This window comes from Bacteroidota bacterium, from assembly GCA_013696965.1.
In the GTDB taxonomy this organism is placed as follows: Bacteria; Bacteroidota; Bacteroidia; order JACCXN01; family JACCXN01; genus JACCXN01.
The window spans coordinates 67,410-83,094 of sequence record JACCXN010000009.1; the positions used below are offsets into that span (position 1 = coordinate 67,410).

15 protein-coding genes are annotated in these 15,685 nt (G+C 33.5%); 9 read left to right on the plus strand and 6 right to left on the minus strand.

Going from position 1 to position 15,685, the window contains the following annotated elements; all coding sequences use genetic code 11:
- Window positions 1-96: 96 nt before the first annotated feature.
- Window positions 97-687, minus strand: a complete 591-nt coding sequence (gene ruvA / locus H0V01_01495) for a Holliday junction branch migration protein RuvA (GenBank protein MBA2582042.1) — start codon at window positions 685-687, stop codon at window positions 97-99.
- A gap of 11 nt (window positions 688-698) precedes the next feature.
- The gene (locus H0V01_01500) at window positions 699-2,975 is read right to left on the minus strand and encodes an NADP-dependent malic enzyme (protein MBA2582043.1); all 2,277 of its coding nucleotides are present in this window, start codon (window positions 2,973-2,975) and stop codon (window positions 699-701) included.
- A gap of 160 nt (window positions 2,976-3,135) precedes the next feature.
- Here H0V01_01500 and H0V01_01505 point away from each other — a divergent pair, with 160 nt between their 5' ends.
- Together H0V01_01505 and H0V01_01510 are read left to right on the plus strand one after the other, a co-directional pair.
- On the plus strand, window positions 3,136-3,822 hold the full coding sequence (locus H0V01_01505; GenBank protein MBA2582044.1) for an NAD-dependent deacylase: 687 nt from the start codon (window positions 3,136-3,138) through the stop codon (window positions 3,820-3,822).
- A 157-nt stretch (window positions 3,823-3,979) separates the two neighbouring features.
- Window positions 3,980-4,660 carry a T9SS type A sorting domain-containing protein gene (locus H0V01_01510; GenBank protein MBA2582045.1) on the plus strand — a complete coding sequence of 227 codons (681 nt, stop codon included), beginning with the start codon at window positions 3,980-3,982 and terminating at the stop codon, window positions 4,658-4,660.
- A gap of 287 nt (window positions 4,661-4,947) precedes the next feature.
- On the opposite strand, the gene H0V01_01515 is transcribed toward H0V01_01510, so the two are convergent.
- A complete protein-coding gene (locus H0V01_01515) occupies window positions 4,948-5,646 on the minus strand; it encodes a T9SS type A sorting domain-containing protein (GenBank protein ID MBA2582046.1) in 699 nt (232 codons plus the stop codon).
- A gap of 193 nt (window positions 5,647-5,839) precedes the next feature.
- Here H0V01_01515 and H0V01_01520 point away from each other — a divergent pair, with 193 nt between their 5' ends.
- The 7 genes from H0V01_01520 (at window position 5,840) to H0V01_01550 (ending at window position 12,713) form a co-directional block, all read left to right on the plus strand.
- Window positions 5,840-7,735: an Omp28-related outer membrane protein gene (locus H0V01_01520; GenBank protein ID MBA2582047.1), complete on the plus strand. Its 1,896-nt coding sequence runs from the start codon at window positions 5,840-5,842 to the stop codon at window positions 7,733-7,735.
- A 130-nt stretch (window positions 7,736-7,865) separates the two neighbouring features.
- Window positions 7,866-8,387 (plus strand): TlpA family protein disulfide reductase, encoded by a 522-nt coding sequence (locus tag H0V01_01525; protein ID MBA2582048.1) that lies wholly within the window; start codon window positions 7,866-7,868, stop codon window positions 8,385-8,387.
- Window positions 8,377-10,059: a hypothetical protein gene (locus H0V01_01530; GenBank protein ID MBA2582049.1), complete on the plus strand. Its 1,683-nt coding sequence runs from the start codon at window positions 8,377-8,379 to the stop codon at window positions 10,057-10,059. Before H0V01_01525 ends, H0V01_01530 begins: the two co-directional genes overlap by 11 nt.
- 17 nt (window positions 10,060-10,076) lie before the next feature.
- Window positions 10,077-10,982: an Omp28 family outer membrane lipoprotein gene (locus H0V01_01535; GenBank protein MBA2582050.1), complete on the plus strand. Its 906-nt coding sequence runs from the start codon at window positions 10,077-10,079 to the stop codon at window positions 10,980-10,982.
- Window positions 10,983-11,150: 168 nt separating this feature from the next.
- On the plus strand, window positions 11,151-11,792 hold the full coding sequence (locus tag H0V01_01540; protein MBA2582051.1) for a PorT family protein: 642 nt from the start codon (window positions 11,151-11,153) through the stop codon (window positions 11,790-11,792).
- A complete protein-coding gene (locus H0V01_01545; protein ID MBA2582052.1) occupies window positions 11,782-12,345 on the plus strand; it encodes a UbiX family flavin prenyltransferase in 564 nt (187 codons plus the stop codon). Before H0V01_01540 ends, H0V01_01545 begins: the two co-directional genes overlap by 11 nt.
- Window positions 12,346-12,527: 182 nt before the next feature.
- Window positions 12,528-12,713: a hypothetical protein gene (locus H0V01_01550; GenBank protein ID MBA2582053.1), complete on the plus strand. Its 186-nt coding sequence runs from the start codon at window positions 12,528-12,530 to the stop codon at window positions 12,711-12,713.
- 37 nt (window positions 12,714-12,750) lie between these two features.
- Here H0V01_01550 and queG read toward each other — a convergent pair whose 3' ends face one another.
- The 3 genes from queG to H0V01_01565 form a co-directional block, all read right to left on the minus strand.
- Window positions 12,751-13,695 carry a tRNA epoxyqueuosine(34) reductase QueG gene (gene queG, locus H0V01_01555; GenBank protein ID MBA2582054.1) on the minus strand — a complete coding sequence of 315 codons (945 nt, stop codon included), beginning with the start codon at window positions 13,693-13,695 and terminating at the stop codon, window positions 12,751-12,753.
- Between the two features lie 238 nt (window positions 13,696-13,933).
- Window positions 13,934-14,968: a Holliday junction branch migration DNA helicase RuvB gene (gene ruvB, locus H0V01_01560; GenBank protein ID MBA2582055.1), complete on the minus strand. Its 1,035-nt coding sequence runs from the start codon at window positions 14,966-14,968 to the stop codon at window positions 13,934-13,936.
- Between the two features lie 45 nt (window positions 14,969-15,013).
- Window positions 15,014-15,670, minus strand: a complete 657-nt coding sequence (locus H0V01_01565; GenBank protein ID MBA2582056.1) for a hypothetical protein — start codon at window positions 15,668-15,670, stop codon at window positions 15,014-15,016.
- Window positions 15,671-15,685: the final 15 nt, after the last annotated feature.

Here is a 15,685-nt window from a genome sequence, read left to right on the forward strand (position 1 = left end):
ATTCAATCGATAGGCTATAGCAGTTTTATATTTTTCATAGGAGAAATAAAGATGAATATACACCTTTTTTTATTTATTAACAATAGGGTTTTTATATTACAAACTTTTTAATGCATCCTTAATTAATTGCTCAACCAATAACTCATGCTCACTATTTTTTATTGCTTTGTCAACTGCCTTTTCTGCAGCCAATTTTCCAAAACCTAGCATTACCAATGCAGACAGAGCTTCATTTCTGGTATTATTTGTTTGCGTTAATTCTATTCCTTGCAATAAGGATTCTTTTGAGAGTTTATCTTTCAAATCAACAATTAACCTTTGAGCTGATTTAAGACTGACTCCCTTAACCCTTTGCAGCAATGTTACATCTCCATTTGAAATTGCTTGTATGATCTCTCTGGGATTTAAGGAAGATAAAACCATTCGTGCCGTACCAGGTCCAATTCCTGAAACAGAAATCAGGTTTTTAAATAGATTTCTTTCTTCATTGTCTGCAAAACCGTATAGAATTGGGGTTCCCTCCCTTGCAACAATATGCAGGTGAGCAAATAATTTAACACGATTCCCTTCTGTTAAAACAGAAAAGGTATTGAGTGAAATATTAAGGTAATAACCAACTCCGCCGCAATCTATCACTGCATAAGTAGGTGTTTTTTCTACAAGTTTGCCTTCTAAATGAGTTATCATAGTATAGGTAATTATTTTCTGATTCTTGACTGGGCATCCACTACAGCAATGGTTACCATATTTACAATTTCTCTAATTGAACTTCCGAGTTGAAGTATATGTACGGGCTTTTTCATTCCGATCAAAATCGGCCCAATTGCTTCTGCTGCACCCAATTCCTGTATAAGTTTATAGGCTATATTTCCTGAAACAAGGTTTGGGAATATCAAAACATTTGCATTGCGATCAGCCAATTGTGAAAATGGAAATTGTTCATTGCGCAATTCTTTATTTAAAGCCATATTTGCCTGCATTTCCCCATCAACAACAAGATCAGGATGGTTTTTATGTAAAAAGGAAACCGCTTCTCTTATTTTGCGTGTCTCATCACTTTCCGAGGAACCAAAATTGGAATATGAAAGCATAGCAACATGAGGTTGAATACTAAGTTGTTTAACTGCTTCAGCTGTAAGTAAAGTTATATCAACCAGATCTTCAACAGTAGGATTCACATTTACTGTTGTATCAGCAAAAAACAAAGGCCCAGACTTGGTAATCATTATATACATTCCTGCAACTCTTCTTACATCTGCCCTTTTACCAATAATTTGAAGAGCAGGCCTTATTGTATCGGGATATTTTCTGGTTAGGCCAGAAATTAATGCATCTGCCTCACCCATTTCCACCATCATTGATCCAAAATAATTTCTTTCCTGCATTACTTTCCTGGCTTCATATAAAGTAAAACCACGTCTTTTCCTTTTATTAAAAAGAATATCTCCGAAAGTTTTTCTTCTCTCCTCCTCTTGCTTACTTCTAGGATCTATGATTTGAATATGACCCAAATCCAAAGCGTTTTCCTTTATCAAATGTTTTATTTTTTCCTTATCTCCTAAAAGTATCGGAACGGCTATACCTTCATCTGAAACTATCTGGGCTGCTTTTAAAATTTTATAATTATCTGCTTCTGCAAAAACAACCCTTTGTGGATTTTGTTTGGCCTTGTTGGTTATATTCCTGATTAATTTGTTGTCAAGGCCAAGTCGTTTTTTAAGTTCTTCATTATATGCTTCCCAATCAGTAATAATATTACGGGCAACACCTGATTTAATTGCAGCTTTGGCCACTGCAGGAGCAACATTTGTAATAAGCCTTGGATCAAGTGGTTTTGGAATTATATAATCACTTCCGAACATAATGTTTTTTGAATCATAGGCAACATTTACTATTTCAGGAACATTTTCTTTCGCAAGGGCTGCAATGGATTTTACTGCTGCCAGCTTCATTTCTTCATTTATACAGGTTGCCCTTACATCTAGTGCTCCCCGGAAAATATATGGAAAGCCAAGTACATTGTTTACCTGGTTAGGGTAATCAGATCTGCCAGTTGCCAAAATTATATCTTTTCTTGCTGCAATGGCATCTTTATATGCAATTTCAGGATCAGGATTGGCAAGAGCAAATACAATAGGTTTTTTAGCCATTGATTTAACCATGGCAACTGAAACAACATTACCTTTTGAAAGACCAAGAAAAACATCTGCATTTTTCATAGATTCCTCTAAAGTGTATATATTTCTAGAAGTAGCAAAATATTTTTTCTGTACATCCAAATCTGCAATATCCTTTCGTATCACACCTTTGCTATCACACATTACCAGGTTATCCAATTTTGCACCCATTGCAATATATAGTTTTGCACAAGATATGGCAGAAGCCCCAGCACCATTTACTACTATTTTAACTTTTTCAATTTTTTTCCCAGCAATTTCAAGTGCATTTAACAGGGCTGCCGATGTTATAATAGCAGTGCCATGCTGATCATCATGCATTATTGGAATATCAAGTTCCTCTTTTAATCTTCTTTCTATCTCAAAACATTCGGGAGCTTTAATATCTTCCAAATTAATTCCTCCAAAAGTAGGGGCTATTGCTTTTACCGTATTTACAAATAGATCAATATCCTTTGCATCTACTTCAATATCAAAAACATCTATGTCTGCAAAAATTTTAAACAACAATCCTTTTCCCTCCATAACGGGCTTTGAAGCCTCTGGGCCAATATCCCCCAGACCTAAAACTGCAGTTCCATTCGAAATTACTGCAACAAGGTTTCCCTTCGCAGTATATTTATATACGTCTTCTTTATTTTTTTCTATTTTAAGACAAGGTTCAGCTACCCCTGGGCTATAGGCCAATGAAAGATCCCGTTGTGAACTGTATGGTTTAGTGGGTACAACTTCAATTTTCCCAGGTCTACCCTGAGAATGATAATCTAATGCCTCTTGTTTTCTGATTTTAACTCCCATAACAGTATTTTAATAACCGTCAAAAGTAATAAAATTCGGCAATTTGTTAATTTCATTAATAAAATGATTGAATTAAATTTTATTTATTAATATTGTTTCTTGAACTTTGATTTACTTAAATTATTAATAGTGTTTAAATGCGGTAGTTCATAAAAGTAGGATGACAAAAAAAGAACTGGTTGTATTTACGGGAGCTGGAATTAGCGCAGAAAGTGGCATAAAGACCTTCAGGGACAGTGGAGGCCTGTGGGAAGAATTTGATATATATGAAGTTGCAACTCCTGAGGCTTGGAATAAAAATCAAAAGTTAGTTCTGGAATTTTACAATGCACGAAGAAAGCAGGTTCTTTCTGCTATTCCTAATGCTGCCCATCTTGCATTAGTTCAACTTGAACAAAAATTCAATGTAAATATTATTACCCAAAATATTGATGATTTACATGAAAGGGCTGGTTCAAAAAACGTTTTGCATCTTCATGGAGAAATAAATAAAGCACGAAGTACAATAGATCCTTTGTTAATATATCCAATAATAGGACACGAAATTAAATCAGGAGAAATATGTGAGAAGGGTTCTCAATTACGACCTCATATTGTTTGGTTTGGAGAGGAAGTGCCAGAAATGGAACAAGCTTTAAAATTTGTTAAAAAAGCCGATATTTTTATTGTTATTGGCACCTCTCTAAATGTTTTTCCCGCCGCTAGTTTAATATATAATACCAGGTCTTCGGCACAAACCTATCTTATTGATCCAAATGCAGGAAATTTCGACAAACTCCCCAAATTAAAAGTAATACGAGAAAATGCATGTAAAGGAGTATGTATTTTGGCTGATTTGCTGATGTGAATTTTACTTGTACGTTTTATTATGTTATATTTGAATTTCCAAAACTATTTTGATAAAATAGCAAGACACAAACAGGAATGAACAATTTAAAAACAATGCTATGGCATTCATTAGTTCCTTAGAACAATAATTAAAAAAAACGAATAAATAAATCCATATGAAAAAAATTGCTGCTCTTTTAATTGGCATGCTTCCTTTTCTTCTTTTAGCTCAAAATTATACTGTATCACCTTCTAATTCTTTGGATATTGTTTTGAATATAGATGAATACAGTGGAAGACAAATATCTTTTGTAAACAATTTAAATAAAACAATCAATCTTGAGTGGCAATTAATCAGCAACAACTTAATAGCAGGATGGGATTATTCTCTATGCGATTATGGAACTTGCTATGCTGGAGTACCAAATTCAGGCGTAATGGATCCTATTGTTCCTGGGGATTCTGGCTTTGTCAAAATGAATATTACTCCATTAGATATCGAAGGTAGCGGAGTGCTTAAATTGATTGTTTTTGAAACAGGAACTACAACTAATCCGGATACACTTGTTTTTAATTACAATACATTTTCAACCAATGGCATAACTGACGGACCTTCAGAATTTGCTACTATTTCTGTTTTTCCAAATCCTGTTTCTGAAATCATTTTTATTAAAAATATACCAAGTCCTTCAACAATAAATTTGATGGATGTAACAGGCAAAACAATTCAAAAAATAGTTTCCAATTCAACAATTGAAAACATAAAAGTTGATTATCTATCTGATGGTTTATATTTTATTTCTATTGAAAATTCAATAAGCCAGAAACAAATTCATAAAATAATAGTAGGTCATTAATTCAGCCATTTTATAGAATTTACAAAAAACAGCTTAATGTTTTTTGGTTTTTCTCCGCCCAGAACATCCTGTTTTTTTACCCATATTATTGGCGCTGAAATGTATAGGAAAATCGAAATTCTATTTACAGAGTTTGCTCATCAATTGTATCCTGTAATCAAATGAGCTTCCCAATTTGTTTGAATCAGCAAGGATAGGATTATGCTAATGGAGGGCTTTATTATACATATGGCTGAAAAGGTTTTACCTATTCAGCCATATTAAAATTGATACGCTTAATAAAAATACTATCTCACAACAAATTTCTTGGTTGCGCTATTTTCTCCTTCTGAGTTTAAAGAATAAAAATAAATCCCTGGAGACAATTTACTAACAGGAAAAACAACAGAACCTTGCAAATCAACCAATTGAACACGGTTGATTTCCGCTCCAACTACATTGTAAAACAATAAATTGGCATCATGTGATGGATTCTTCATTTTATATTTAATTGCTATGAAATCACTCGTTGGATTTGGAAAAGCATTGGATAATGACAAAGAAGCTTCCTGTTCATTAATCCCCACTGACGTTGCAATAAAATGAATAATAGTACAAACAGAATCTGCAGGATCATCATTATTAAAAAAACAATACTGAATTATACTCTCACCTTCATTTTCCAAAGGATTATAATCTGCCTTAAAAGTAGTATTTACGGCTCCAGCAGTAAAAAATTCCGGAGTGGGGGATTCATCTACAAATGGAGGGTAACAAGCAGTTCCCCAACAAAAATTGTTTTCAGAGCCCGTAACTTCAGATAATATTATTCGCTTTACTTTAACATTAATATTTGAAGCACTCTCATTTTTTACATCAAAAGAGGCATTAATATAGGCATCAGAAGAACCTGACACACTAGATGGTGGGTTAATCAATGAAATTGATTGTCCAAAAACGGATGAAAAATTTAATAGCATTAAGGCAAAAAGTATGTTTTTTATCATCTTATTATTTTTAATTGTTTAATTAAACATTTATCAAAAATAAGCATTTCTAAATACCTTTCATAATTTAAATGTCTTTACAAGATTAATAGGATTCATAGAATAAAAGAAATTATACGACTTTTTTTTTCATTAAATAAAGGATTGTTAACACTTTTGTATTACTTTTAAAAAAATTAAACAAAAAAAAAATATGAAAAAAACTTTACTCACCTTAACATTGCTGTTCTCAACAATTGCATTCTTAAGTAGTCAAAACATTTTAGTTGAAAATTTTGAATCTGGTGCTTTGCCAAGTGGCTGGACAAAAACTCAAAGCTCACCTTCTGTTGGCTGGGAATTTGGTACAGCAACTGTAGTATCTAGTCAATATTGGACAATTCCTGCACATACAAAAATTGCAGGATCCAATGATGATAAATACGATAATCAGGCTGCTACTGCAAATGTTGCCAATCTTGATTTTCTAATTACTCCATCAATGGATTTTTCAGGTTATGCTGCCATTTTTATGGAATTCGCTGCTTTTTTTGATGGTCAATATGGATCTACAGCTCATATTAAGGTAAGTACAAATAATGGTGCAACTTGGACCAACGTTAAAACTCTTACTGCAAATAGCGCCTGGCAAAATGTAACTGTTAATTTAACAGCTTTTAATTCAAATACCGATGTTAAAGTGGCTATTCATCATAACGATAACAATGGCTGGGCAAGTGGATTTGCTGTTGATGATATTCGGATATTTGTTCCAAACAGCTTTGATATGGCTGGAGTAAAAATCAATTTAGATGATCATGTTTTAAATATTGCTCAAACAATTGCTGGGAGTCTTAATAATGCGGGTTCGGTTTCGGTAACATCTTTGGATTTAAATTACAACATTAATAATGGTGCAGTGGTAACCCAAGCTCTTTCCTCACTTAGCATTGCTCCTTTGGCAAATTATAATTTTTCACATGGTACTCAATGGACTCCTTCATCTACAGGCAATCATACAATAAAAGTATGGGCCTCAAATATTAACGGAAACGTAGATGGGTTCACAACAAATGACACTGTGATTAAGACAGTTTACGTTGCGAACAACCTTTCGCAAAGAAAAGTACTTTATGAGCAATTCACTTCAAATACCTGTGGCCCATGTGCATCTTCTGCTCCGGCAATTACTACTTTTCTAAACAACAACAATGTTAATTCTACAAATGGAAAAATTGTTGCCTTGAAAAATCACATGAATTATCCATCACCAGGTAACGATGCTTCATATACTACTGAAGCATCAACAAGACACACTTATTATGGTGTTACAGGAATTCCACATGCAAATATCGGTGGAAGTGCTTATAGCGGACATCCAGGGAATACAGCTTCAACTCAGGTTATTGTTAATGCTGAATATGCCCGACCAGCAATTTTCAATATCGATATAAACGCTGAGTATACCGCTGATTCTGTTGTTACTGTTAGTGGCAATTACACCTCACATGTTGATGTTGCAGGGAACTTAAAGCTTCATGTTGTTATTATTGAAGATCTTATTTTAAAATCACAAATGAATGGAACAGGTACTACTTCTCAAACAGAATTCAGGCAAGTTATGAGAAAAATGCTTCCAAATGCAGCTGGCACAACTGTTCCAACTCAAACAGAAGGGCAAAACACTCCCTTTACTTTAACTTACGATTTAAAAAATGGTCCTAAAGTTTTTAACACTATGAATGGTTTAACTGTAGTTACTTTTATTCAGAATGTTACTACTAAGGAAGTTTACCAGGCTAATTCAGTTCGTGTTAACCTTTTTGTTGGAATAGAAGAAGCAAAATCAACTGTTTTCGGTGTTAATGTTTACCCAAATCCAGTTTCAAATAACGCTAACCTTGTATTCAATCTCAATAGTGCTGAGAATACTCAGGTAATGGTTTACAATATGATAGGTGAACTTGTTTATTCAAATGAATTAGGTGTTTTAGGTCAGGGAAATCATTCTGTTGAAATAAATACAACCTCATTTAACTCTGGTTTATATTTTGTTAATTTAAAATCAGGTAATACTGTTACAACTAAAAAGATTTCAGTTTTACATTAATTGAAAAAAACACTATGAGAAGTGCTTTGTAAAACTAAAATAAATAGCTTTGCATTAATTCTCTAAACAATCGAGAATCAGCGGAGGACAAGTCATCCGCTGATTCTTTTTTTTTAAAAAACTTTAGTCCATGAAATTTCTCAGTATAATTTTCGCATCCCTGCTTTTTGTCTTGAACCCCGTATTGGCCCAAGAATCTAAAGCCCGTAAAATCCCTGCTTCTGAACTCAAAACCCTAGATGGAAAAACATTTCACACTGAAAATTTTTCTAATAATGGAAAACCTATTTTCATTAGCTTTTGGGCAACATGGTGCAGCCCATGTAAAAAGGAACTTAACGCTATTGCCGAACGCTATGAGGAATGGCAGGAGCAAACAGGTGTAAAAGTAATTGCAATATCCATTGATGATGCAAGAAATACGAATAAAGTTGGGCCTTATGTTAATGGCAGAAATTGGGAATTTGAGGTTTACCTTGATACAAACCAGGATTTCAAAAGGGCAATGAACGTTAACAATGTGCCCCATTCATTTCTTTTGAATGGAAATGGAGAAATTGTTTGGCAACATAATTCTTATTCTGACGGGGATGAAATTAAAATATATGAATTAATTAAAAAGCTTGCTGCAGGAGAAAAAATTGAAGAATAAAAATGCAATATTTATCCCATTGAAAAATTCTAATCTACTCTGTCTATCGACTTTTATTTTTTGTGCAATTTTTTGTTCATCTTCTGTTTTTTCACAGGATAAGGATGTAGGATCAATTCATGGAAACTTTCAAACGGATGTTCAATATTACAATGTTGACACCGTAATTGGAGCCCCTATTGTTCCTGAAAAGTTATTAATGAATGGCTTTGCTAATATTATTTATACAAAAGGCAACTTCAATGCAGGCTTAAGATATGAAAGCTACATGAATGCTTTGCAAGGGTTTGATCCGGGATTCAAAGGGAACGGAATTCCTTTTCGTTACGCTTCTTATTCATTAGATGGATTGGATGTAACGGTTGGAAATTTTTATGAACAGTTTGGAACTGGTCTAATACTGCGAACATATGAGGAACGCGGACTTGGATATGATAATGCATTTGACGGAATAAGAGTTAAATATTCTCCTCTTTCCGGAATCTATTTAAAAGGAATTATTGGAAGACAAAGGCTGTTTTTTGATTATGGGCCAGGCATTGTCCGGGGAATTGATGGAGAAATTATGCTCAATGAATTAAGTGAGTATTTTTCTGAAATGAAAACAAGAATTACAGTAGGTGCAAGTTTCGTAAGTAAGTTTCAACGTGATCAAGACCCTATTTACAACCTCCCGGAAAATGTAGGTAGTTTTGGAGGCCGATTAAACATTTCAAGGGGTAAAATTAGCTTACTTAGTGAATATGCATATAAAATCAATGATCCATCTGCTGTTAATCAATACATATACCGGCACGGAGAAGCTATGTTTTTATCTGCAAGTTATTCACAGAAAGGACTTGGAATTGTTATAGCAGCAAAAAGAATTGATAACATGAATTTTCGCTCTGATAGAAATGCTACTGCAAACAATTTAAACATAAATTTCCTGCCTGCTTTAACCAAACAACATGTTTATAACCTTGCAGCAACTCTTTATCCATATGCTACTCAATTTAATGGTGAAATGGGGATACAAGGTGATTTAATTTATACCATTAAAAAAGGAACTCTTCTTGGAGGAAAATATGGAACTGGGCTAAACATCAATTACTCTGCAGTAAATAATATCCATACTGTTCCACTTGATGATTTAAACGAGAAAAGAATAGGATACACATCTGATTTTTTCACTCCTGGAGATGAAGTCTTTTTCAGGGACTTCAATGTAGAGCTTACAAAAAAAATAAGCAAGCGAATCAAAATGAACCTTATGTATGTAAATTTCGTTTATAATATGGAGGTTGTACAGGGTCTTGGTGGTAAAGGAACAGTATATGCTGATGTTGCCATTGCCGATATCTCTTTTAAGCTTTCAGATAAAAGCTCCATACGGACAGAATTGCAAAGTTTAACAACTAAACAGGACTTAGGGAATTGGGCAACAGGAATTTTGGAATATACTTATTCCCCAAGTTGGTTTGTTGCAGTTATGGATCAGTATAATTATGGAAATACAAATCCTGATCAACGTATACATTATGTTACAGGATCTGTTGGTTATACAAAAAAAGCAAATCGTTTTATGTTAACTTATGGAAGGCAAAGGGCAGGAATTTTCTGTATTGGTGGAGTGTGCCGAAATGTTCCAGCTTCCAACGGTTTAACCTTAACCATTACTAGTAGTTTTTAAAATTCAACAAAATAATTATGAGAAAATTCCTTAAAAATATTTTTTATTTTCTCCTTATCACCTCCTTTTGTGCTTGTGATTTTGTAGATCAGCCTTTTAGTGAGATTCAAACTGGAAACAATGACCCTGTTCCTCCTATAACAGACACCATTCCTCCTGTAATACAAGATACTGTTATTAGAAAAATTTTGATCGAAGATTTTACTGGGCATACTTGTGGTAATTGTCCTGCAGCAGCCAATACTGCAAAACAAATTCAAGATTTATATGGAAAAAAAGTAATTGTTGTTGGAGTCCATTCCGGATATTTTGCAAAACTTTCTACCGTTGCAGGAACAAAATACAAAACTGATTTTCGTACCATAGCCGGAGAAGCATATAATAACCTGTGGAAAAATGATGTTGCTGGAAACCCCAATGGCTTTGTAAACAGAAGTAAGATAATAAACAGCAATATAATAATTCAACCATCCGCATGGGGACAAGCTGTTGAATTATTAAAAAATGCATTACCGGATTTTAAAATAGAACTAATTACTGTTTATGATGCTGGCACACGATCCCTTAAAACAATTGCAAAAAATAAAGCTTTAAATAATCTTTCCAAAAAATACAATCTTGTGGTTTATCTTATTGAAGATAATGTACAAGATTGGCAAAAGGACTATTCATTCCCTTCCGGCCCGCAACAGGATGTAGAAAATTATATGCACCGACATGTTTTAAGAGACAATATTAACGGAACCTGGGGTGAAGAAATAGTTGCAACATCATTAGCTGCCGGAGATTCTGTTATAAAAACATATAACAATTATTTGATTAACCCTTCCTGGAAAGCAAATGATTGTTCAGTGGTAGCCTATATTTATGATGTGGATACATATGAAATAATGCAAGCCGAGGAAGTTCATATTATTCCTTAATATTATTTTTTGAGATTAATCCAATTATTTTTTTTCGGAAAACAAAGTCATAAACAGTTTAAGCTTATCTAAAATAGCTTTTATAAATATCTTAATCACTCGCCTTTTCAGCTAAAAAACTATTTTTTATAAGGCTTACTCTTTATTATTTTCAGTATTTTTGCAGATATGATAAGGTTTTGGGGCTATTTATTATTGATTTTCATCATTTCACTTAATCCTTTTAATGGAATAGCCCAATCATTTAATGCAGGAATTACAGCTGGTTTAAATACAGCTCGCGTTCTTGGGGGTGTAAATCATTCTGGATGGAGGCGATTTGGTATTATTGCCGGCCCATTTGTTGAATATGAACTAAATGAATTATCAGGATTGAAAATGGAAATGCTTTTTTCACAAAAAGGAGAAAAAAAGCCCTATCGTCCAAATGTTGGAGATTATACATTTTATCAACTTCGGTTAAACTACATTGATATTCCAGTGTTTTATTATTATAAACATACTAAATTCATATTCGAAGCTGGTCCTTCATTTAATTACCTTATTGAATATTCTGAAGAAGATTTAAGCGGGCCTTTAACATTTGAAAGGCCTTTTAACACAATGGAATTTGCTGCTCTTTTTGGTGTTAATTATAAATTAACAGAAAATCTGGATATGAACTGGAGGTACAGTAATTCACTTGTTCCTATAAGGGAACATTTAGGAGGTAGTGTTTACAGGTTAAACAGAGGTCAATACAATTCATTTTTTACATTCAAAGTTATTTATTGGTTTAATAAGGATCGAAAACATGCAAGTGGGGAATAAAATAGTAGTTGCAATAACAGGTGCAAGCGGAGCAATATATGCCAAAGTACTGCTTCAAAAACTTGCTGAACTTAAGGAACAAGTTTCTGAAGTGGCTGTAGTTATGTCTGACAATGCAAAAGATGTATGGTACTACGAATTAGATAACAGGAATTATGAAATCCTTCCATTTAAGGTATATAGTAAAAATGACTTTTTTGCTCCCTTTGCATCAGGTTCTGCAAATTTCAATACCATGATAATATGTCCATGCTCAATGGGTACAATGGCAAGGATTGCTTCAGGCATTTCAAATGATCTTACCACCCGATCTGCTGATGTTATACTTAAAGAAAGGAGAAAACTTATTCTTGTTACTCGCGATACTCCCTTAAACCTTATTCATATCAATAATATGAAAACTATAACAGAGTCAGGTGGAATAATTTGCCCTGCGAGTCCATCCTTTTACAGTAAGCCTGCATCTTTTGAGGCTCTTGCAGCAACTGTAACAGACAGGGTTCTCGAATTAGCCGGATTCTCATTAAACACTTTCCGTTGGGGGCAGCACTAATTCTGCTTTCACAAATTTTGTTTAAATTTAAATTTTAATCCTGTAAATTCTATTTATTGTTTTTTCAATAAAAAAAATTACAAACATTTGTTAATATCTTTTACAGAGATACTTGTAACCCATTTGTTATTTTCACGATTAATAATTACCTTAGAATGTTTAATTTCAAAATCATATAACCTATGTTTGAATTATGTAAAGTAATCTTACAAAAAGTAAGTTTTGACAAATTGTTATTCAAAAAAGAATTGGTAAAAGCTACACGTTGGTTGAAAAAAGAAGAATTGCTTTTATTAAAAGTATGGTGCCTGGCAACCTTCTCTCAATACCAGGATTTAACCTCTGAGGTATTTGATTCACTTCAATAAACTAAAACTATTCTATTATCAAAAAACAAAACCTCGATTAACCGGGGTTTTGTTTTTTAATAAAATCAACATTTCTTTTTATTCCATTAAATTTTGCCCTTTTTAATGGAGAGTCTTTAAAAACTTCATTAAAAATTTCTTCTGACATATCTCTCCAATCATTCCCAGACATTTTCAACAATCCATTTATAGGATCAAATAAAGGCTCATCGTGAGGTTTAGAAAATCTGTTCCAGGGGCAAACATCCTGGCATATATCACAGCCAAACATCCAATTGTTAAATTGGCCCTTCATTGTTTCAGGAATCTTATCTTTTAATTCAATCGTGAAATAGGAAATGCAACGGCTTCCATCCACAACATAAGGTTCAACTATTGCTTGTGTAGGACAGGCATCAATACATTTGGTGCAAGTACCACAATAATCTTTCACTGGCCCATCATATTCAAGCTCAATATCCAATATTAATTCTGCAATAAAAAAGAAAGAACCGAATTGCTTATTAATAAGGTTAGAATTTTTTCCAACCCATCCAAGCCCGCTTTTTTTTGCCCATGCCTTGTCCATTACAGGTGCTGAATCTACAAAAGCCCGTCCACTAACCTCTCCAATGGTTTCTCTTATAAATGCTAATAATTCCTTGAGTTTTGCTTTAATTACATCATGGTAATCCTTGCCATAAGCGTATTTTGAAACTTTTGGCGCTTGTTGATCTATGTTTTCTTCTTTAGGAAAATAATTCAAGAGTAAAGAAACTACTGATTTAGCATCATCAACCAACAAAACAGGATTAAGTCTTTTATCAAAATGATTTTCCATGTAAGACATGGTTCCCTGCATGTTTTTATTTAGCCACTTTTCCAATCTTGGTGCTTCTTCCTCTAAAAAACCAGCTTTTGAAACACCACAGAACATAAAGCCAAGCCGTTTTGCCTCGGCCTTAATTAATTGTGAATTATGGTAGCGCTGTTGCTCAATCATGTAATAAAGGGACAAGGGACAAGAAATACATTTTAATTAAATTATCCATTAACTGACTTTAATTTTCTAATTGCTAAGCAAATATTTAACAATTCTTTTTAAATTTTATTTGCATATCAGATGAATGATGTATTTATAGGGCCTGAAAGAGAAAATACACTTGATTAATACTCGAAATGAATTTTTAAAGGTAAGGAATGAAAAAAATCAAATAGTAATAAAAGCAATGAAAAACAAACTATTCATTACTAAACAAAGTTCCTTGATCAGCTCTAGGAACCCGGCCAAGGTGCCTGTACGCTTTTTCTGTAGCTTCCCTTCCTCTTGCCGTTCTTACAAGGTAACCTTCCATTATCAGGTAAGGTTCATAAACTTCCTCAATAGTATCTCCTGGCTCACCTACAGCAGTTGAAATAGTTGTAATTCCTACCGGGCCTCCTTTGAATTTATCAATTATGGTTGATAGTATTTTATTGTCCATTTCATCAAGCCCATATTTATCTACATTAAGCGCGGAAAGAGCAATATGGGTAATTGCAATATCAATTTTTCCTGTGCCCCTAATTTGGGCAAAATCCCTAACCCTTCTAAGTAAAGCATTGGCAATTCGAGGAGTTCCCCTGCTTCTACCAGCAATTTCTAATGCAGCATTATCGGCAATTTCAATATTCAAGATACTACAGGAGCGCTTTAGAATGGTTGATAAGGTTGCAGTATCATAATATTGCAATCTGAAATTTATTCCAAAACGGGCTCTTAATGGAGCTGTTAATAATCCCGAACGTGTAGTTGCTCCTACCAGGGTAAAAGGATTAAGTTGCAATTGAATGGAACGTGCATTTGGTCCGCTATCAATCATAATATCAATTTTAAAATCCTCCATTGCAGAATAAAGATACTCTTCAATTACATGGCTCAGGCGATGAATTTCATCAATGAAAAGAACATCTCCGGTTTCAAGATTCGTAAGTAAGCCGGCAAGGTCTCCAGGCTTATCAAGTACAGGGCCAGAAGTTATTTTAATGCCAACCCCCAAGTCGTTAGCTATAATGTTAGCCAGTGTGGTTTTTCCAAGCCCAGGAGGGCCATGCAGTAAAACATGATCTAAAGCTTCGCCCCTTAATTTAGCCGCATCAACAAAAACTTTAAGTGTTTCTACTATTTTCGATTGCCCTGTAAAATCATTAAAATGATCAGGCCGCAATACCCTTTCAATCTCTTTCTCAGAGGATGATAAATTATCGGATGTGGGATCAAGATTAATGTTATTCATTAGGGGGAGTAATTATAATTACAAAGTTACTAAAAAACAGCCAATTTACTTACGCTTTTGATCATTTTTAGGCCAAATGCTTTTCACAATTGTTCCTAAAAAAACTTTCATTTTCAAAACGTAAATAGGTGAATTGAAATTCTCATTGATGCTATTGTTATTTAATAATAAGATTCTGTACCCAAGACCAACACCAATACCAAACCAAGGCATAATTTTATATTGTGTAGTCATGGCTGGTTCATAAAGAATAATTGGCCGGTAGTTTTCTCTAATATTCCTTCCATTAACTTTGTATTCATACCAGGTATTACCAAAACCCAATTGAAGAGGAATAGTGTGCTCCCATTTTTTATTGCGGTGAAAAACATATTCAAAATACGGAGAAACAAAAACGAACTTTAAATTTGCATAAATCTTCTGATTATTTTGAAATTCATCAACTATTACTTTTTCTTTAGAAATAGTAGAAACAAGTTGGTTATAACCAATTCCTAATTTGACTGTTTCATTGTATTCATATCCTATTTTTACCCCAAATATTTTTGCTCTTTGAGTGGTAATAAATGAATTCCTTGAATCCAATTTGAATTCAATTCGAGGTTTGTATTTAAAACTTACGGCAATTGTATCGAATAACTGAGCAAAACCAGGTGAGAAAACAAAGGATAATACAATTAAAATAATTATCCGTAGATGCATGAGAATTAAGTGATA